We start from the raw sequence: 16787 nt of genomic DNA, 5'->3' as shown, positions 1-16787 counted from the left end.
TTCGTTTGTAAAGAATTTTGAATTTCGCGCGGTAAACGTAAAATACCAATTTCGTGCAAAAAGGCGGCTAAACCTAATTCGTTAAGTTTGGGGTTGTTAAATTTTAAAGCCTCGCCCAGTGCTAAACTTAAAATGGTAGTTTCTACGGCGTGGGCAATAAAATAGTTGTTGCAAAGGCCTTCAAAATCGTTAAAACGCAACATAAAGGCTTTGTGTTTTTTTAATAAGGTAACAATTTCTTTAATTAAATCTACCACATTATTCATTAAAAGCTCACCTTTATTAATGTAGCTGGCGTAAATAACGGCGGCTTTTTTGCAAAGTTCGGTGTAGGTAGCTTGGGCGGCGGCTCGGTTGTTGGCCTCTTTTTCTAACATACCAATGGCTCCGCTAACACTGCCGGCTTTGCTGGAGATAACGGCGCCGCTGCCATCGGTGTAAAGTTCTTTAAATTGCCAATTTTGTAATAACTCTAAGGTATTTTTTTCAAAAGGCAAGGCAAACCCAGTGATAAGGTAGCTATGAGATTCTGTTAAATAAATTTCGCCATCTAATATTTCATCGGTTTTTAATTCGTTTATCGGTAATTTTTTCACAGCTAGTCTCCTGCTCAAATTATCGGTTAAAACTTATTTAAAATTGATACAACTGCTAATGAATACGGTGCGGAGTTACTTCGTTTACCGTAAAGCTTACGCGGCTTACGGCAACATAACGGCCGCTTTCTATCATTAAACGCGGTACATCGTTTAAAAAAAGTTCGCCGCTTACCCTAAGCGGCCGAGTGGGTAACAGGCGGCGCAAATGGCCGTCGAGAGCGGCGCGGGCGCTGTCTTGTAGAGCGGCTAGGCGCGCTTCATCACCGGTAAAGCCGGCAATATTGGCATAACCACGTCCTTGCCCCCGTTGTAAAGCAACGCTATTACGGTTGGCAAAAAAGAAAGTGTTAAGATTATGATACCTAATACGAATATAAAAAGTGTTATTATCAAGGTTGGTTTCGATAATTTGCAAGGCCGGGTCGCCGATGGGGATAATTTGGCGCGGCGTTAAAGTAAATTCTTCGGCCACTTGCCGGCGAATATCGCCGGGTGTGTAACTATAAGTAAAACCAAATAAAATACCGCTAAAAACAAAGCGGGCTTCTTCAAAAATATGAGCGGCGGCAATGGCCAGCTGCTGATTTGTTCCGCTTAGGGCATTAAATTGTTGGGCCGTTAAGTTAGCATAACCGCTTTCGTAAATAATATTAAAGGTACCGGGCGGGAAAAAATCGAGCGGGAACCAAAAATCACCCAACAACACCTCACCGCTTTGCTGTATGGCAAAGAGGGGATTAATAAGTAAAATTAATAATAAGCCGGCTTTAATTTTAGGCATATTTTAATTATCGGCAGCTTAAATAGATTTTAAATTAGCGGCGGGCTTCAATATCGGCCAGCCGGGCTTGGGAGAGCACTAAAATCCATCTATCGTTGGGGCCAAAACGCGGCCCAAAAACCGGGTTATTAAAACGGGCGATAATGGCCCTAAATAAAGCTTCGGCTTCATCAAAGCGGCCAAGCCTAAAATGGATAAGAGCCTCACCGTATTCGGCGGCGGTAATGCGCCTGACATCGGTAGGAAAAAGTTCATAAATTTTTTGGTAGTACAAAATGGCCAAGTTAAAGCGGCCTCTATCGGCGGCCTCTTGGGCCAATCTAAAATACCTTTCTACCGGTAAGTCAGAGGATATGTCGTTTAAAGTACGCGGCTCGGTGGCGCAGGCGTACAGCAATAATATTAATAACGCAGGCAAAGTAATTTTTCGCATTTACCTATATAATGGCCTAAATATCAAAATGCGTCAAGTAAAAAAGCTGTAATAAACCAAAAAAGAGCTAGTCATTTAAGCATTTTTAAGTTATACTTACTGTTAAAAGTAAGAAGTAAAAATTAAGAATGTAGGATAAAAAATCTTTAATTTTTACTTCTTAATTATTAATTTAATATTAGGAGAATGTGTTATGTCTAACTATAATAATGGAGACTATCGTAATGTTACCTTTGATGACGGCGAAGGGGTTGCCGTCTTTAATACGATTTTTCGCGGGGCTTTTTTATGGATGTTTTTTGGCCTAGCGGTAACGGCCGCGGTGGCTTTTTATTTGGTGGCTACCCCCGCCGGTAATGCCTTAATGATGCAAATTTTTAGCTTAATGGCCGGCAGCAGCTTAGGGTTTATTTTGTTTGCCGTTATTCAAATTGGTTTAGTTATGTTTTTAGTGGGAGCTATTCAAAGGCTTAGCACCGGTGCGGCGATGTTAATGTTTACGCTTTATGCCGCCAGTATGGGTTTTACCTTAAGTTTTTACACTTTAATTTATGGTTTACATGTGGTTTACATGGCTTTTGTGGCTGCCAGCGCCTTTTTTGGCAGTGCGGCTCTTTTTGGGTTTTTTACCAAAAAAGATTTAACCGGTGTTGGTCGCTTAGCTTTTTCGGCCCTGTTAGCTATTATCATTATTAGCGTGATAAACTTTTTTATGCGCAGTCCTTTTATTTATTATATTGTTAGTTACATTGGGGTGGTGGTTTTTACCTTACTTACCGCGTACGATGTACAAAAAATTAAAAATATGGCTAGGGCTGCCGGCCAGGGCACGATGGGTGTCGAGATAGATTACCGCAAGCTGGCCATTATGGGAGCGCTAACTTTGTACCTAGATTTTATTAACTTACTCTTTTTTATGATACGTATTTTAGGTAACCGCAGGTAGAAAAAGATGCATATAAATTTTTAAAAGGTGCGTGAGCACCTTTTTATTAACTAGCTTGGCGTTTAAGGCTAGGCGGAGGAATGTTTAAGACAAATTCTTTATCTATTTTTAAACCACCATTAAAAATAGCCATAAAGGTTAATTTATAATGGCCCGGTTTAAACAGCCTAACAAAGGTGTTTTCTTCTTTGGGATTGGCTATAGTAAAACCATCTAAAGTAAACCTGTAACAATCTAAAATAAATACCTCTTTGGCCATTTCTTCGTAAGATAAAGTTACCGTAAATTTAATGGTTATGCCGTCGGATAATTCTTGCAAAATATCCATTTGTACGTTAAGTTCCGGTTCTGGTATAGCGGTTACCTTAATAGCAGGTGTTAAATTTTCTTTATTTGCTTCTTCCATAAAACTCTCCTTTTAATTACTATATACTAATTTACCATCGACATAATTTTGCTTAACCTGTAATTGTTTATTTAGCACTACAATATCGGCCCGGTGCGAGGGCAGTAAATAACCAATTTGGTTATTTAGCTTTAACAAATGAGCGGCGCCGGTACTGGCCATACGCAGTACTTGCTCTTTAGGGTAGCCCCAGCTCACCATATTGCGGACGGCTTTATCCATAGTTAAATTACTGCCGGCTATTACATCGTCTTTTACTTGCCTCCATAGGCCCTCTGGGCCTAAGTAAACCTCTTCGCCATTGGCAAATAAAGGCTTTTGGTTAGCTTCAAGGCCGGTAGGAGCTAAAGCATCGGTAATAAGTAAAACTTTTTTATAATCTTTATCACGCAGCAACATTTTTATAAGGGCGGGGTGTACATGCAAACCATCGGCGATAATTTCGCAGCTAAGGTCTTCGTGAATAAGGATAGCCCCGACAAGGCCGGGGTCGCGGTGGTGTAATTTGCGCATAGCGTTAAAAAGGTGGGTGCAATGAAAAATACCGGCTTGTACGCCCTCTAGCATATTATCGTAGCTAGCATCGCTGTGGCCGGCGGCTAAAATAATGCCTTTACGCAGGCAGTATAAAGCCAGTTCGCGCATATTTTTAAGCTCGGGGGCTACAGTCATTATTTTGATGGCGCCTTTGCCGGCTTTATACATTTGGCGCATAAAAGCTAAATCTACCTCTAAAATGGCTTCGGGCCGCTGCGCTCCTAACCGCTGAGGACTGATAAACGGGCCTTCGAGGTTTAAGCCGTTAATACGTGCGCCGCCGCTCTCGCGGCCTATGGCTCGCTGGCCGCTGTCGATGGCTTTAAGCATAGCCTCTTTGGGCTGCGGGTAAAGCGTGGGACAAAAACTGGTTACCCCAAATTTAACTAAATGTTGGGCTATGCCTAAAAAATCGTCCACCGTGCCGCCGGCGGTGTCGTACCCAGCTAGGCCATGAATGTGAGTGTCGATAAAACCGGGCGCTATGTAATGACCATTTAAATCGATTAACCGGCAATTTTTGGGTAATTTTTTTCTTTTTAAACGTTCGCTGCTTACCACATCGTCGATAAGGCCGTCTTTAATGATAAGCGAGCCTTCCTCGATGGTGGTAATACCGGTAAAGATGGTGGCATTGTGTAGACAAAGTGCTTGCATACCGATTATTATAACCTAAATGAAGATGAATGTGCTTACTAAACTGCTGCTTTTAGGTTGGCTAATAGTTTATGGCTGTAGCCAGCCGGTAAATGTTAGTTTTAACTCCAGTTCGTTTCAGGTTAATGTGCTTAAAGATGAAAATGGGATTAGCGAGTTTATTAGCGTAGAAGCCGTTTTTAGCGGCCGCGATGTTATTAATATGATAGAAAGTGTTCGCTTATACCACAAAACTATTTATTGGCCCTTAATTTTTGTGGGCGATAACCGTTTTGCGGCAGGCAGGCTGGTTTATGCTTTACCCAGCTTGCCGCGCGGCGATTACCGGCTGGTAGCACGGTTAAGCGGCGGCCGCACTTTAACGGCCGATTTTAGTTTTAATGCCAATTATAATATTAACAATTTACCCTTTACCGCTAGCCCGAACGATGATGTTAGCGCCAGCAACTTATTTGTGCTGTATTATAGCGATGATATTTTGCTGAGCGTTATCCCTTATACCAGCTACCGTAGCCAGCCGCTCTTTTTTAACGAACGGCTTTATTTTTATTATTTTAACGAGCAGCTAGGTGTAGGACTTATTACTCACCTATATTAGGAGCAATAATTAAATTAAAGGCCTTAACTACCTCTATGCCGTTGGTAAAAATGGCTTTAAAAGCTAGGCCGTGTTCGCCTTCTTTAAAGGTTAAATCAAAACTGGTTTGACGGCTTAAACCGGTAGCCTTAAAAGATTGTACATCGTAGTTAAGGTCGTAGATGTGGTAATCTAAGATGTAATCGTCGGCATTATCGTGGTAAATAATGTTAATGGTAAACTGTACGGTAACCATATCCTCGTTTTCGGCTACAATTTTAGTTTTAATGTCTAATTGCGGCTGCTCTATTTTAACGGGCTGAGCTACCACCTTGTAATTAAATCTTTTTTTCTCTTCCATAAAAAAAATTTCTCCTTCTCTTTAAAATTAAAAATACCTTACTTCATTTTTCGTTAAAAATAAAAAATTAATTAATCATAAAAACCGTTTAATACTTAAGATTATGGTTAAATTATTAAGAAAATTGTTAAAAACCTAATATCGGCCTTAAAAAGCACCTAATTTTTAAAATTGTACCCAATATCACTTGCTTTAATAAAACAACTGTGTTACAATAAAAAAATTAAAAACAAATAAGGAAGGATTGTTTATGAAAAAATTAATAGCTGTTTTAGTGCTGGCTTTATTAACTGCCGGGGTATTAGGCGCCGAAGAGTTAAGCCGCGAACCGCGCTTTAATGCGGGTAAAGGTGATGGCTGGATGCTGCAAACTCCTAATTTACCAAGAAATTAATAAAAAATTATCCTTTTTTACTTTCAATATTTAACTATTTGTAGTAAAATATGGTTATGAACTATAAATTAGCCATTTACTTAATTTTATTGCTGATAATAACTTTTTTTACAGCTTGTATTATTTATTTAGGCGCCGATTGGCAAATGGTGTTAGTGCCGGTTTTTATAGCTAGCCTTTATTTTAATAAGTTATGGTTGGTTACCGCCATTGCTATCGGCTGGGTTTTTGCTTTTGGGCCTAATGGTGGTCTGTTTTGGCTGCCTTTTGTGTTAGCCCTTAGAGACAAAGCCTTAAAGCGGTACCATATCGCTTTTACTTTAATTTTAGTTAGTATTATAGTTAAGAATATTCTTTTAGATATAAATGTAAATACTATAGTTATAGTGGTAGTCACCTATCTTAGCGGCTATCTTTTTATTTTAGAAGATAAAGACATTTTAACGACTGCTTACCGGCAAAAACTAAAAATACAAAAAAGAGATATTAGGCTGGTTCTCTTTGCTATCTCTCTTTTTATAACTTTTTCACTTACCATCAATCATACGTTTGATTTTCCCCAGCCGGTTCTGCAACCCGGCGGCTGGGTCTTTTTTGCGGTACCGCTGATGATAACCGGCTTTTACCTTAAAAATTTGTGGGCTACAACGGCCGCCGTTATCGTTTGGTTAAGTTTGTTTGGCGCCGAAGGCGGCTATTATTGGCTGCCTTTTGTATTATCTCATAAAAAAGCCACTAAATTTTCTTATTTTGTAGCCTTTCTTATGGTTATGCTTGCTGTTATGGTACGCCGCTGGTTTGATGGAACAGCTAATCTGGATATTTTTGTAGGCATAATAATGTTTTTAAATATTTTTACTTTTACGTTGGTTAATAAAGGCTTATTTAAAATAAAGTACCAAAGTAAACAAGAAAAAGAACAAACCAAAGAGGCCAAGCGGCAACATAACGAGCGTTTAAGCGCGGCCGAAAAGCAGGAAGATGCCGCAACTAACTCCGATAAGATGACAACGGTTATACTTACCAACCTAAAGATGACGGCGGTGGCTAAACGTATATTAATAGAAACCTGCCTTAACGGTAAAGGCGACAAAAATGTTCTTAAAGAAGGCTACAGCGGCGATAAAGCCAGCGACTACTACACAAAGGAATATGTTAGCAACGAAAGAGCCGATGTGCTGGCTTATAATAATTTAAACGATAAATACGAACTTATTGTTTATCTAAAGTATGATGCCGTTACGGTGATAAAAGAATACGACGAAGAGCTTTTAAACAAAGGCAAAGCCGAGCGCCGCCGTAAAAAGCGCGAACAACAGGAGAACTTAGCTAAATGGCAGCAAACCCAGCAAAATAAAGGCGATGAATAATTACTCCAGCGCCCGTCTAATTGTGGTTAGGCCGGTGGCTTTGCCTTCGGCATTTACCTCCAGCACTACAGCGTTAAGCTCGGGTTGCAAAGTGGCCTCTTTATTGCGCAGCGGGCGGGCTGTAATAAATTTTTCGGCGCTAAGTTCGGCATCAAACCCCGCCGCCGAATGCCGGCTGCCAATGCGGCCGCAATCGCTAATATAAGCCGTACTATCAATTAAACCGCCATCGGCGCTAAGAGCGCGCGTGCCGTAACCAATAACGGCGGCGGCGCTGCCGGCCAGCAGGTGCCCCATAGTTTGTTTTTCGGCGGTGGCTAAGCTATGAAAAATTAATATATTAAAATTATTTTCTTTTAATTTATTGGTAATTAAATCATTAGCATAAGGAAAGGGATTATTGGCATGCGTACGGTTGTAACCAACCATACCCAGCATATTAATGACGCCTATCTTTACTCCATCTACATTATGGATTAAATAACCGCGCCCGGTAGCTTTAGCCGGCAAATTGGCCGGCCGCAACACAAAACCTAAAGTGCTAAGCTCTAGCTCTTGGCGATAAAAAATGGCCTCGTTCCCCAGTAAAATATTTATGCCCAGCTTACGCAAGTACAAGGCGTGGTTTTTGGTAAGACCATAACCGTAACTTACGGCATTAGCTGCCGCTAAGGTTAAATTTATGTTATATTCACTTTTTAAATCTGGCAATAATTTTTTAACAACCTCTAAGCCGCTTTTACTAATAATTTCGCCCAAAAATAAAATACGCATAAGGCAGCATAACATATTTATTAAAGATTGAAAATTGAAAATTGAAAATTAAAAATTAAAAATTATTTAAATGATGGTTTCACTAAATCTTTATTTATGCTATAGTAAACTATGAATAAAAGTGAACTTTTTTTTGACCTGCCGGCACATCTTATAGCCAATCAACCCAGTGATAAACGTGGTGATGACCGTATGCTGGTGGTGGACCGTGCTAATAAACTGTTACAACATAATCATTTTAATAATTTAGTAACTTGTTTGCCCGCTAAATCTTTATTAGTATTTAATAATAGTAAAGTACGCAAGGGTCGCCTTTTTGGCCAAAGCGCTAACGGTGCACAAATAGAATTTTTGTTATTGCAAAAAAGATTGAATAATAGTTGGTTATGTTTAGTAAGTAAAGCTAACCGGCAAAAGCTTGGTCAAAGCTACACCTTTGAAGGCGGTGTTACGGGGCAAATCATTGCCGAAGAAGACGCCGGCTTAAAGCTGGTGCAATTTGATAATTTAACAGATGACTATTTAGAAAATTATGGACATATACCACTGCCGCCTTATATTAAGCGGCAAGATAGTAAAAGTGATGCAGAGCGGTATCAAACTGTTTATGCCGATAAGTTGGGCAGCGCCGCTGCTCCCACCGCCGGTCTGCATTTTACTCCCGAAATATTAACCCAACTTACCGCTAACGGTTTTGAGCAAGCCTTTGTAACTTTACACGTGGGGCTGGGTACGTTTGCTCCTATCCGCGAAGAAAATATTACCAATCATAAAATGCACAGCGAAAATTACGAAATTAGTCCTGAAGCTGCCGCCGCCATCAATAAAGCCATTAAAGAAGGCCGGCCGATTGTGGCCGTTGGTACCACCAGCTTAAGGCTGCTGGAAAGCGCTGCTAATCCCGAAGGTTTCGTAGAGGCCGGAAACCAAAGTACCAATATTTTTATTTATGGCGATTATAAATTTAAAATAGTTAAAGCTTTATTCACCAACTTTCACACCCCCGAAAGCACTTTATTGGCCTTAGTGCAATGTTTTACCGGGAAAGATTTAATTATGCAAGGTTACCGCGAAGCGATTGAGCAGCAATATAAATTTTTTAGCTACGGCGACTGTATGTTAATTAAATAAGGGTTTTTGGTTAGGTTGAAGATAAAATTAAAACCACCCCCAAAAAAGAGGGTGGTTTTTCCACTACCATACAATTTGCAAGCTTAGTGTCAGCAAAGGGAGATTAATTTGTATTTTAATTGGCCAATATTTGGTTCCATGCTTCATTGTACAAAGTAATAGCCTCGCCAACATCTAATTTAAGCTGGCTACCTTTGGCCAAAGCTTCTTCTATGGTGTAAGGCGGCACGGTGGTGCGCAAGTTATTGGCGGCTGGGATAATAGCGGGGTAAAAAAAGTAATCGGCAATAAAAGCGTGCACATCGGGCCTTAGTAAAAAGTTCATAAATTGATGGGCTAGTTCGGCACGCTGCGACTGCCGTAAAATAACCAAACTATCCAGATACAACACCGAACCCTCTTGCGGGATAAAAAAGGTGTGGGCAATGCCGGTTTCGCCTTCAATTTCTTTCATTACCACTTCGGCGTAACCGTGCGCCACCCAAGTGCTGCGGCTGGCAAAATCTTTGCCAAAGGTTTCGCTGTCAAATTTTAGCAGGTTTTGCCGCCAGCCCATAACAACATCGCGGGCAGCGGTAATTTCGCTGGGAATGGTGGTATTTACGTTGAGGCCCAAACTTAATAAAGCTGCTCCTAACGTTTCGCGCGGGTCGTTAAGCATAGTCATACGGTTACGCAGGTCGCTGCGGTTAAAGATAGACCAGCTTTCTTCAAAGTTGGGCACAAAGTTGGTATTAACGTGAATGCCGGTAGCTCCCTGAAAGTAGGGCACGGCAAAACGGTTGCCGGGGTCGAAACTTTGCATTTGGGCGATAACGCTTGGGCTAATCCCGTTAAAGTTGGGCAGCCATTCGTGATTAATAGGCTGTAACATATTTTGCCTTATCATAATACCGGTAAAATCGGCCGAAGGCACGACAATATCAAATCCGGCATTGCCGGCGGCTATGCGGGCGTACATCATTTCGTTACTGTCGTACGTATCAAGGTTAATACGCACCCCATATTCACGCTCAAACTGGGCTAGAGTTTCAAAGGGAATGTAATAGCTCCAGTTGTAAAGGTTAAGCCTTTCTCCGCCGCCGCAGCTGACTAAAAAGGCTACCAAAAATAAAATAAATAATTTTTTCATTTTTTAATCCTATCGATAAAATATAGTTTAATTTTAAATAAAACGTAAATTTTGTAGCGGTATAAAATCGATTGCTAAATCGGCAAATACGGTGGTTTTAATAATTTGTTCGTTACGGTAAACGGTTTCGGTGTATTTACCATCATTGAGTAAATAAACGTGTACTAAATAAGGATTACGCACTACCCAATACTCTTTTACGCCGGCCCGTTCGTAATTAAGGCGTTTTTTGCCTAAATCATTCTTTTCGCTACCGGGTGAAGCTACCTCGATAATAAAATCGGGGGCGCCAATTATCCGTTGGTCGGTATATTTGCTTAAATCGCATAGTACCAGTAAATCGGGCTGATAAATAGTATCTTCGTCTTCAAAAAGCTGTACATCGTAATCGGGTAAAACAACACAACTTTTATTATCAAAATAATTCTGAAGCTGCCGGCCAAGTCCAAAATATATTTGTTGATGTTTCCCGCTGGGTGAGGGCGACATAAGCAGCAACCCTTGCTCTAGCTCGCTGCGTGCAGTTTCCTTGTAGGGTAAATTGTAATAATCTTCTACAGTTAAATATTTTGATTGCATAACTTCGTTCATCAACTTACTCCCTCTTCAATTTTATTAGATTGCCGTGCCGCGCAGAAGCGGCTCGCAATGGCAAATAATTTTCAGTTTTCAACTCTCAACTTTCAGTTAATCACCTTTGTACTAATTGTTTTAAAAAACGTTTACTGCAAAAGGCCAATAAGATAGTGCCGCCAATCATAATAACCGATAGGGCATAAACCACGTTGGCATCGGGGTCGCGCCGAATAGCATTGTTAATAGCCACCGGTAAAGTGGTACTGCCAACGGCCCCTACAAAACTGGTTACGACAAAATCTTCAAGGCTTAAGGTTACGGCGGTAATAAAACTGGCAATAATCGCCGGCACCATCATTGGTAAAATAACGCGGCTTAAAGTTTGCCATTCGTTAGCCCCCAAATCATCGGCGGCTTCTAATAAATTAACATCAAACTCGGCCAGTCGCGCCAGCACAATTAGGGTTACAAAGGGGATACAAAAACTAATGTGCGCCAAAATAATGTTAAAAAGCCCCAAATTTAAACTCATCGAGCTAAATAAAATGGCAAGGCTTAAACCGATGACAATATCGGGCATAACTAAAGCAATTAAGTTTACAGACTGCACATAAGTTTTTAATTTAAATTTATACCAATTAATGGCAATAGCTGCCGCTGTGCCGATAATGGTGGCAATAGCCGCCGAGATAAGGGCCACAATAATACTATTAAAAAAGGCCTCCCACAAAAAGGGGCGGCTGGTAAATAAAATACGGTACCAGCGCAGGCTAAAAAAAGTCCAGCTATTACGGCCATCGTTAAAGCTGGTGGCTACTAAAATAACTAAAGGCAACAGTAAAAAGATAGCGGTTAAAATAAAAATAATGCGCGAAAATTTAGCGCGTGGTGTGCTAAGTGTTGCGGCCATTGGTTACCCCCTTTACTTTTTTAGTTAAATGCGGCCAAAGTTTGTAAGCGATAATTCCCAGCATCATTGCGCCGGAGAGTAGGGTGGTAAAGGCCGATGGTATCGCCCAGTTACGGTCACGGAAAAAGGCATTGGCCACGCGCTGGCCTAACATAAAGGTGCCTTCGCGGCCGCCGCCAATCATCTCCGGCACAATATAGTTGCCAAAAATAGGCATAAAAGCAAATAAGATGGCGGCATAAATACCGGGCATAATGTTAGGTATCATAATTTTACGCAGGGCGGCTTTGTGGCTGCACCCTAAATCGCGTGCGGCTTCCAGCAGCGAAAAATCAAATTTATCGATGGTGCTGTAAAGCGGCAATATCATTAAAGGTAAATAAGTATAGGCTAGTACTACCATTAAAGCAACCGGGTTGTATAAAAAGATAATAGGCTCGCTGATTAATCCTAAACGCTCTAAAAGCATATTAATAAAGCCATTACTCTCTAATATGGCCCGCCATGCAAAAACGCGCACAATAAAGTTAGTCCAAAAGGGGATAATAATGATAAAGAGCAGTAAAGTTTTTTTACTGCTGCGTACCATAAAGTAAGCGCAAGGCAAGGCAATAAAAAGAGCGATAGCTACCGCAATAATACTTATACGCAAAGTATTAAGGGTGGTTAAGATAAAGTCGCGGCTAAAGAGGGTACGGTAGGCATCTAGCCCATAGCTGGTGGGTGAGCCTACCATATTGGTACGAAAGCTGTATAAAAAAATAATGAGCAGCGGTACCACAAAAAAGAGCGACATAAAAATTAAAATGGGCGAGCTATATAACAGGCCGTATTTTTTACGCATTACCTTTCTCCGTAATATCAACTATATAACCATCGTTGGCTTGCCACCAAAAATATACCTCATCGCTCCAGCTTACCTCCGGTTCGTCGTCTTCTTGGTAGTGTAAGTGCGGCTTAAGTACTTTAATAATTTTATCGCCTTTATCGGGTTTAATGTAACAGCGGCTTTCGCTGCCGGTGTAAATAAAGTCTTGTACTTTGCCATGAAAAATATTATATTTACTAATATCTTTTTTGCCGCTGGGGTTAGATAGTTCGGCCCTAATTTTTTCGGGACGCACGCTAATATTAACGGTATCACCTACCTTAGGCAGTTCGTCGGCGTAAGCCGTTACTTTAATTTCGCCGAGCGCTTCGTGCTGTGTGGTAACCATTAAATCGTTTACTGCGGTAACCCGGCAATTAAAAATATTGGTTTCGCCGATAAAGCTGGCTACAAAACTGTTGGCCGGCCGTTCGTAAATTTCCATCGGCGGGGCTATTTGCTGCACCACACCCTGATTCATTACCGCTACGCGGTCGGAGACCGACAACGCCTCCGATTGGTCGTGGGTTACAAAAATAAAAGTAATGCCAATTTGGTCGTGCAAAGTATCAAGGTCGATAAGCATTTTATGGCGCAGCTTGGCATCAAGGGCGCTAAGCGGTTCATCAAGCAATAGCACCGAAGGTTCACTGATTAAGGCCCGGGCAATGGAAACACGCTGCTTTTGCCCGCCCGATAACTGGCTAGGCTTGCTATTTTCTTTGCCGGTTAGCTGCACCATCTCGAGGTATTTGCCAACTTTGCTTTTAATAATTTGGTTGCTCTCTTTACGCATACGCAGCGGAAAGGCGATATTTTCGTACACCGAAAGGTGAGGAAAAAGAGCATAATTTTGAAAAACGGTGTTAATGGGCCGTTTATTGGCGGGCAGGCTTATTAAATTTTTACCATCAAGGTAGATAGCGCCGCTGGTGGGGCTATCAAAACCGCCAATCATGCGCAGTAACGTAGTTTTACCGCAGCCGGAGGGGCCTAATAAAGAAAAAAACTCGCCCGCTTTAATTTCGAGCGAAACATTATCTAATGCCGTAAAATCATCAAAATGCTTACTGACATTTTGAATAGTAATAACGCTTCCTTTCAATGCCGTATCTTCTCCTGTTAAAAACATCATAAAATTAGCAGCTTTAGCGGCTAGCTTTTAAGTTAATAAAAGAGCAAGCTTTATTACCAAAGAATCTTTGTTTTTTAGGGCTTACTTTTTAATAATGACCATAGTTTTTTTATGCGGTTATGTCAATAGTTTTTGAAAAAAAACTTAAAAATTAAGAAATAAAAATTAAGAAGTAAAAAATTTTATTTTTCAATCCTTAATTTTTACTTCTTAATTCTTAATTATCAGTTATTCTATTTAAATTTAATATTTCTATATTGGCTTTAGTTAGCTGCTCTTCTAATATTTTTTTATTTTTTTTGCTGATAACCGGTAAAGTTATATTTAATTCGTTTTTAGTTACAATAATTAATCGTTGTTTTTTTATGGCAAGGTATTTAATATTGTTTAAAAAGATATTGGTAACTTGTCCGCGTTTTAAATGATAAATTAAAATATGCGAGTTACTCAGGCGTAAACGCGGCCGAATAACAGCCGTTAAACAAAACGAAGCTACTAAAAAAAAGGCAAAGGTAAAAATAAATAGTTCTTCAAAGGTAACTTGCTCCATAACGGCCGGTAAGGTAAGGATAAAGGCCAACAGCGGCGTAAAGTATCCTACAGCATTGCGGAGCGGGGTGTAAAATAATAAATGGTTTTTATTGCGGGCACGTTTTACCTTAGGATTATTTTTCATACAATAAAACCACCTGTACGGCCACTAAGGCTTTTATGGCTTTACCTTTGCCTACGGCATCTAATTTTTCGCCGGTTTTGGCTTTAACCGATACTGCCGTTAAAGGTAAATTAAGTAAAGCGGCCAAATTTTTTTTAATAGCTTCTTTGTAAGGGCTAAGCTTTGGTTCTTGGAGCTCGATGATACAATCAACATTATTAATAACGCTATTTTTTAAAGCGGGCAAGCTAAGGACTTTATTTAATAAATTTACGCTGCTTATATCTTTAAGGTTACTGTCGGTATTGGGAAATAATTCGCCAATATCACCTAAAGCTAAGGCTCCTAACAAGGCATCTATTAAGGCATGCAATAAAACATCGCCATCGCTATGAGCAAGGCTGCCTTTTTTAAAGGGGATATGTATGCCGCCAATAATTAAAGGCCGCCCCTTTATTAGGCGGTGCGTATCGTTACCAAGCCCAATTCGCTGCATTTTTTAATTACTCTTCGTCATCAAAGTCGTCTTCATTTTGCCAATCATCGTTAAGCAAAATTTCGGCGGGCTCCAGCTTACTAAAAATTATTTCTTCTACTTCGCTTTTCTTTTTACCTAAACTGTAAGAAATTTCGTCTATTAACAGTTTTAGGGCATCGTCATAAAGCTTACGCTCTAGGATAGGCAGCTCTTTAATTTTAGAGCGATGATACAAAGCGCGAACCACAGTGGCAATATCTATTACATTACCTTGCTTTAGTAAATCGTGGTTTACTTGGTAACGCGCCTTCCAATCGCCGCTTAAGGGCTCAAAATCTTCCGAGATAATTTTAAGGGCTTTTTCGGCTTCCTCAACCGGCACTATAGGTCTAATACCTAACTCGGCGGCTTTATCTATGGGTATAAGGTTGGTCATATCCAGCGACTCTAAATAGATGTTGTAATAAGGCATTAGCTTGCCTTTAAAGAGCCGTTCTTCGATAGCTTTAACTAAGCCTACGCCTTGCATGGGGTAAACTATTTTTTGTCCTACTTTAAAGTTTATTTCACTCATTTTTACTCATTATACGCTAAAATTTTGTTATAGTCAAATAACCTTAAAGGTTATCTTTTATTAATTAGTAAAGGTCTAACACGGGCGGTAAGCCGCCCTCTAGTAGCTACCAATTTATAATTACCAAATATTTACCACAAAGTTATACCCACAGGCCAAACTTTTAAATTTTAACTTTACTTTAACCGCAAGCTATGCTAAACTAAAACTATGAAAAAAATATTAACTATAGCTTTATTACTAATAGCCATAAATGCACAGGGGCAAGGCTTGCCGGTGCCGGCTAACGCTACGCTGACCAGTTTGTTCCCAGATGAGAATTTGAGAAGAGTGGTGGCGGAGGTATTAGGAAGGGACGCTAGCCTTACTGGGCAGGCGTTGAGTGATAGACTAGCTAGAGTGGAAATTTTTAATGCTATAAGTCGAGGTATTGGCGATGCTACTGGAATTGAATACTTAATAGGATTAACTCACCTTAATTTAGGATTTAATAGATTAACTAGTCTGACTAATTTAACTAATCTAACTAATCTAACTAATCTGTCAATAGAGAATAATCTTGTAGATTATATAGATATAAGCGGCAATGTTAATTTAATAAATATAAATATGGGCGGAAATCGATTAGCAAATTTATGCGTAAATAAAAATATAAATTTAAAAATTATTGGTGTAAGTTCTAATAATTTAGAAACTATAGATGTAAGTAATAATAGTAATTTAGTTTCAATTGGGGCACTTCGTAACTCACTTACCAGTATTCATTTTGGTTATAATCCTAATCTAACACATATTGTGCTGGGTTGGAATTATCTGGCTTATCTTGATATAAGCACTCTTTCTAATTTAACTAGTCTTAGTGTAAACTGGAATAGTTTAAGCAGCCTTGATGTAAGCCATAATATAAATTTAGCTCATCTTGATGTGAGTAGTAATTCTAGATTAATTCATATTGATATAAATAATAATTCTGAATTAATTTCTATTAATATAATAGGAACTGGAGTAACAAGCCTTGATGTAAGTAACAATGCTTATTTAATGGCTATTGGAGTGGGGGGAAGAATAGTGTTGACAGAACAAAATATTATTGGCTTTCGTTCTAATATTCGATTAGATGGCTTTATGGGGCAATAACAACCTGTACCTTTAAGGTACAGGTTGTTAATTAAAATTTAACCTCTCCTTCTGCCACTAATTCTAATACCACGCCAGCTAATGGTATTAGCTAAAGGGTTATTATTAGCATCTACCGGGTAAACCAACCTATTACTGGAATTGTATAAAAACTGCCCTCTGCCATCGGCTAAAATAAAGTGCCTTACACTTTCCACTATACCTTCAATTATAGTATAGTGGTAACGGCCGTCGAAATGTTCATCTTCAAGACTGGTAGTCGTAGTGGGCGGATTATTACCAAGCCTGTGGTGGTTATTGAACTCATCACGACTTTCCTCTGCCGTTAAAAAATCTCTTCTAACGTAACTAAATAC

22 protein-coding genes are annotated in these 16787 nt (G+C 39.8%); 6 read left to right on the top strand and 16 right to left on the bottom strand.

Going from position 1 to position 16787, the window contains the following annotated elements; all coding sequences use genetic code 11:
- The 3 genes from FWE37_05515 to FWE37_05505 all read right to left on the bottom strand — a co-directional run.
- A partial coding sequence (locus FWE37_05515) for a hypothetical protein (GenBank protein ID MCL2520442.1) occupies positions 1-596 on the bottom strand: 596 nt, incomplete at its 3' end.
- A 55-nt stretch (positions 597-651) separates the two neighbouring features.
- Complete coding sequence (locus FWE37_05510) at positions 652-1380, bottom strand: hypothetical protein (protein MCL2520441.1); 729 nt, start codon at positions 1378-1380, stop codon at positions 652-654.
- A 34-nt stretch (positions 1381-1414) separates the two neighbouring features.
- Complete coding sequence (locus FWE37_05505; protein MCL2520440.1) at positions 1415-1813, bottom strand: tetratricopeptide repeat protein; 399 nt, start codon at positions 1811-1813, stop codon at positions 1415-1417.
- Between the two features lie 193 nt (positions 1814-2006).
- Here FWE37_05505 and FWE37_05500 point away from each other — a divergent pair, with 193 nt between their 5' ends.
- The gene (locus FWE37_05500; protein MCL2520439.1) at positions 2007-2759 is read left to right on the top strand and encodes a Bax inhibitor-1/YccA family protein; all 753 of its coding nucleotides are present in this window, start codon (positions 2007-2009) and stop codon (positions 2757-2759) included.
- Positions 2760-2805: 46 nt separating this feature from the next.
- Here FWE37_05500 and FWE37_05495 read toward each other — a convergent pair whose 3' ends face one another.
- Entirely contained in the window at positions 2806-3165 is a 360-nt protein-coding gene (locus tag FWE37_05495) for a hypothetical protein (GenBank protein MCL2520438.1), read from the bottom strand.
- Between the two features lie 12 nt (positions 3166-3177).
- On the bottom strand, positions 3178-4359 hold the full coding sequence (nagA, locus tag FWE37_05490; protein ID MCL2520437.1) for an N-acetylglucosamine-6-phosphate deacetylase: 1182 nt from the start codon (positions 4357-4359) through the stop codon (positions 3178-3180).
- Positions 4360-4378: 19 nt separating this feature from the next.
- On the opposite strand from nagA, the gene FWE37_05485 reads away from it, so the two are divergent.
- Complete coding sequence (locus FWE37_05485) at positions 4379-4957, top strand: hypothetical protein (GenBank protein ID MCL2520436.1); 579 nt, start codon at positions 4379-4381, stop codon at positions 4955-4957.
- On the opposite strand, the gene FWE37_05480 is transcribed toward FWE37_05485, so the two are convergent.
- Positions 4941-5297, bottom strand: a complete 357-nt coding sequence (locus FWE37_05480; GenBank protein ID MCL2520435.1) for a hypothetical protein — start codon at positions 5295-5297, stop codon at positions 4941-4943. The genes FWE37_05485 and FWE37_05480 overlap by 17 nt on opposite strands.
- A gap of 250 nt (positions 5298-5547) precedes the next feature.
- On the opposite strand from FWE37_05480, the gene FWE37_05475 reads away from it, so the two are divergent.
- Positions 5548-5691 (top strand): hypothetical protein, encoded by a 144-nt coding sequence (locus FWE37_05475; GenBank protein ID MCL2520434.1) that lies wholly within the window; start codon positions 5548-5550, stop codon positions 5689-5691.
- Between the two features lie 56 nt (positions 5692-5747).
- Positions 5748-7061: an OST3/OST6 family protein gene (locus FWE37_05470; GenBank protein MCL2520433.1), complete on the top strand. Its 1314-nt coding sequence runs from the start codon at positions 5748-5750 to the stop codon at positions 7059-7061.
- Here FWE37_05470 and FWE37_05465 read toward each other — a convergent pair whose 3' ends face one another.
- Positions 7062-7835: a YmdB family metallophosphoesterase gene (locus FWE37_05465; GenBank protein MCL2520432.1), complete on the bottom strand. Its 774-nt coding sequence runs from the start codon at positions 7833-7835 to the stop codon at positions 7062-7064.
- Between the two features lie 111 nt (positions 7836-7946).
- Between FWE37_05465 and queA the strand changes: the two genes are divergently transcribed.
- Entirely contained in the window at positions 7947-8966 is a 1020-nt protein-coding gene (queA, locus tag FWE37_05460) for a tRNA preQ1(34) S-adenosylmethionine ribosyltransferase-isomerase QueA (protein MCL2520431.1), read from the top strand.
- A 115-nt stretch (positions 8967-9081) separates the two neighbouring features.
- On the opposite strand, the gene FWE37_05455 is transcribed toward queA, so the two are convergent.
- From FWE37_05455 to FWE37_05420, 8 genes are all read right to left on the bottom strand, one after another.
- Complete coding sequence (locus tag FWE37_05455) at positions 9082-10098, bottom strand: extracellular solute-binding protein (protein MCL2520430.1); 1017 nt, start codon at positions 10096-10098, stop codon at positions 9082-9084.
- Between the two features lie 33 nt (positions 10099-10131).
- Positions 10132-10689, bottom strand: coding sequence for a Uma2 family endonuclease (locus tag FWE37_05450; protein MCL2520429.1), 558 nt, complete (start codon positions 10687-10689; stop codon positions 10132-10134).
- Positions 10690-10789: 100 nt separating this feature from the next.
- Complete coding sequence (locus FWE37_05445) at positions 10790-11584, bottom strand: ABC transporter permease (GenBank protein ID MCL2520428.1); 795 nt, start codon at positions 11582-11584, stop codon at positions 10790-10792.
- Positions 11568-12428 carry an ABC transporter permease gene (locus FWE37_05440; GenBank protein ID MCL2520427.1) on the bottom strand — a complete coding sequence of 287 codons (861 nt, stop codon included), beginning with the start codon at positions 12426-12428 and terminating at the stop codon, positions 11568-11570. The genes FWE37_05445 and FWE37_05440 overlap by 17 nt, the downstream gene beginning before the upstream one ends.
- Positions 12421-13557 carry an ABC transporter ATP-binding protein gene (locus FWE37_05435; protein MCL2520426.1) on the bottom strand — a complete coding sequence of 379 codons (1137 nt, stop codon included), beginning with the start codon at positions 13555-13557 and terminating at the stop codon, positions 12421-12423. The genes FWE37_05440 and FWE37_05435 overlap by 8 nt, the downstream gene beginning before the upstream one ends.
- Positions 13558-13804: 247 nt before the next feature.
- On the bottom strand, positions 13805-14263 hold the full coding sequence (locus tag FWE37_05430) for a hypothetical protein (GenBank protein ID MCL2520425.1): 459 nt from the start codon (positions 14261-14263) through the stop codon (positions 13805-13807).
- Positions 14253-14738: a 2-C-methyl-D-erythritol 2,4-cyclodiphosphate synthase gene (ispF, locus tag FWE37_05425; GenBank protein MCL2520424.1), complete on the bottom strand. Its 486-nt coding sequence runs from the start codon at positions 14736-14738 to the stop codon at positions 14253-14255. Before ispF ends, FWE37_05430 begins: the two co-directional genes overlap by 11 nt.
- A 7-nt stretch (positions 14739-14745) precedes the next feature.
- Positions 14746-15294 carry a CarD family transcriptional regulator gene (locus FWE37_05420; GenBank protein ID MCL2520423.1) on the bottom strand — a complete coding sequence of 183 codons (549 nt, stop codon included), beginning with the start codon at positions 15292-15294 and terminating at the stop codon, positions 14746-14748.
- A 210-nt stretch (positions 15295-15504) separates the two neighbouring features.
- Here FWE37_05420 and FWE37_05415 point away from each other — a divergent pair, with 210 nt between their 5' ends.
- Positions 15505-16431 (top strand): hypothetical protein, encoded by a 927-nt coding sequence (locus FWE37_05415; protein ID MCL2520422.1) that lies wholly within the window; start codon positions 15505-15507, stop codon positions 16429-16431.
- A gap of 38 nt (positions 16432-16469) precedes the next feature.
- Here the strand turns inward: FWE37_05415 and FWE37_05410 are convergent.
- Positions 16470-16787, bottom strand: a 318-nt coding sequence (locus FWE37_05410) for a hypothetical protein (protein ID MCL2520421.1), incomplete at its 5' end; no start/stop codon positions are given.

The organism is Spirochaetaceae bacterium, from assembly GCA_009784515.1.
Classification (GTDB): domain Bacteria; phylum Spirochaetota; class Spirochaetia; order WRBN01; family WRBN01; genus WRBN01.
This window is presented reverse-complemented; position numbering and strand designations above follow the sequence as displayed.

What these genes read in the sequence shown, in the direction of transcription:
- FWE37_05420 (MCL2520423.1), bottom strand. Translation starts at nt 15,294, where the DNA reads ATGAGTGAAATAAACTTTAAAGTAGGACAAAAAATAGTTTACCCCATG.
- FWE37_05440 (MCL2520427.1), bottom strand. Translation starts at nt 12,428, where the DNA reads ATGCGTAAAAAATACGGCCTGTTATATAGCTCGCCCATTTTAATTTTT.
- FWE37_05495 (MCL2520438.1), bottom strand. Translation starts at nt 3,165, where the DNA reads ATGGAAGAAGCAAATAAAGAAAATTTAACACCTGCTATTAAGGTAACC.
- FWE37_05480 (MCL2520435.1), bottom strand. Translation starts at nt 5,297, where the DNA reads ATGGAAGAGAAAAAAAGATTTAATTACAAGGTGGTAGCTCAGCCCGTT.
- ispF (MCL2520424.1), bottom strand. Translation starts at nt 14,738, where the DNA reads ATGCAGCGAATTGGGCTTGGTAACGATACGCACCGCCTAATAAAGGGG.
- FWE37_05470 (MCL2520433.1), top strand. Translation starts at nt 5,748, where the DNA reads ATGAACTATAAATTAGCCATTTACTTAATTTTATTGCTGATAATAACT.
- FWE37_05485 (MCL2520436.1), top strand. Translation starts at nt 4,379, where the DNA reads ATGAAGATGAATGTGCTTACTAAACTGCTGCTTTTAGGTTGGCTAATA.
- FWE37_05475 (MCL2520434.1), top strand. Translation starts at nt 5,548, where the DNA reads ATGAAAAAATTAATAGCTGTTTTAGTGCTGGCTTTATTAACTGCCGGG.
- FWE37_05455 (MCL2520430.1), bottom strand. Translation starts at nt 10,098, where the DNA reads ATGAAAAAATTATTTATTTTATTTTTGGTAGCCTTTTTAGTCAGCTGC.
- FWE37_05500 (MCL2520439.1), top strand. Translation starts at nt 2,007, where the DNA reads ATGTCTAACTATAATAATGGAGACTATCGTAATGTTACCTTTGATGAC.
- FWE37_05445 (MCL2520428.1), bottom strand. Translation starts at nt 11,584, where the DNA reads ATGGCCGCAACACTTAGCACACCACGCGCTAAATTTTCGCGCATTATT.
- FWE37_05430 (MCL2520425.1), bottom strand. Translation starts at nt 14,263, where the DNA reads ATGAAAAATAATCCTAAGGTAAAACGTGCCCGCAATAAAAACCATTTA.
- nagA (MCL2520437.1), bottom strand. Translation starts at nt 4,359, where the DNA reads ATGCAAGCACTTTGTCTACACAATGCCACCATCTTTACCGGTATTACC.
- FWE37_05450 (MCL2520429.1), bottom strand. Translation starts at nt 10,689, where the DNA reads ATGAACGAAGTTATGCAATCAAAATATTTAACTGTAGAAGATTATTAC.
- FWE37_05465 (MCL2520432.1), bottom strand. Translation starts at nt 7,835, where the DNA reads ATGCGTATTTTATTTTTGGGCGAAATTATTAGTAAAAGCGGCTTAGAG.
- FWE37_05415 (MCL2520422.1), top strand. Translation starts at nt 15,505, where the DNA reads ATGAAAAAAATATTAACTATAGCTTTATTACTAATAGCCATAAATGCA.
- queA (MCL2520431.1), top strand. Translation starts at nt 7,947, where the DNA reads ATGAATAAAAGTGAACTTTTTTTTGACCTGCCGGCACATCTTATAGCC.
- FWE37_05510 (MCL2520441.1), bottom strand. Translation starts at nt 1,380, where the DNA reads ATGCCTAAAATTAAAGCCGGCTTATTATTAATTTTACTTATTAATCCC.
- FWE37_05505 (MCL2520440.1), bottom strand. Translation starts at nt 1,813, where the DNA reads ATGCGAAAAATTACTTTGCCTGCGTTATTAATATTATTGCTGTACGCC.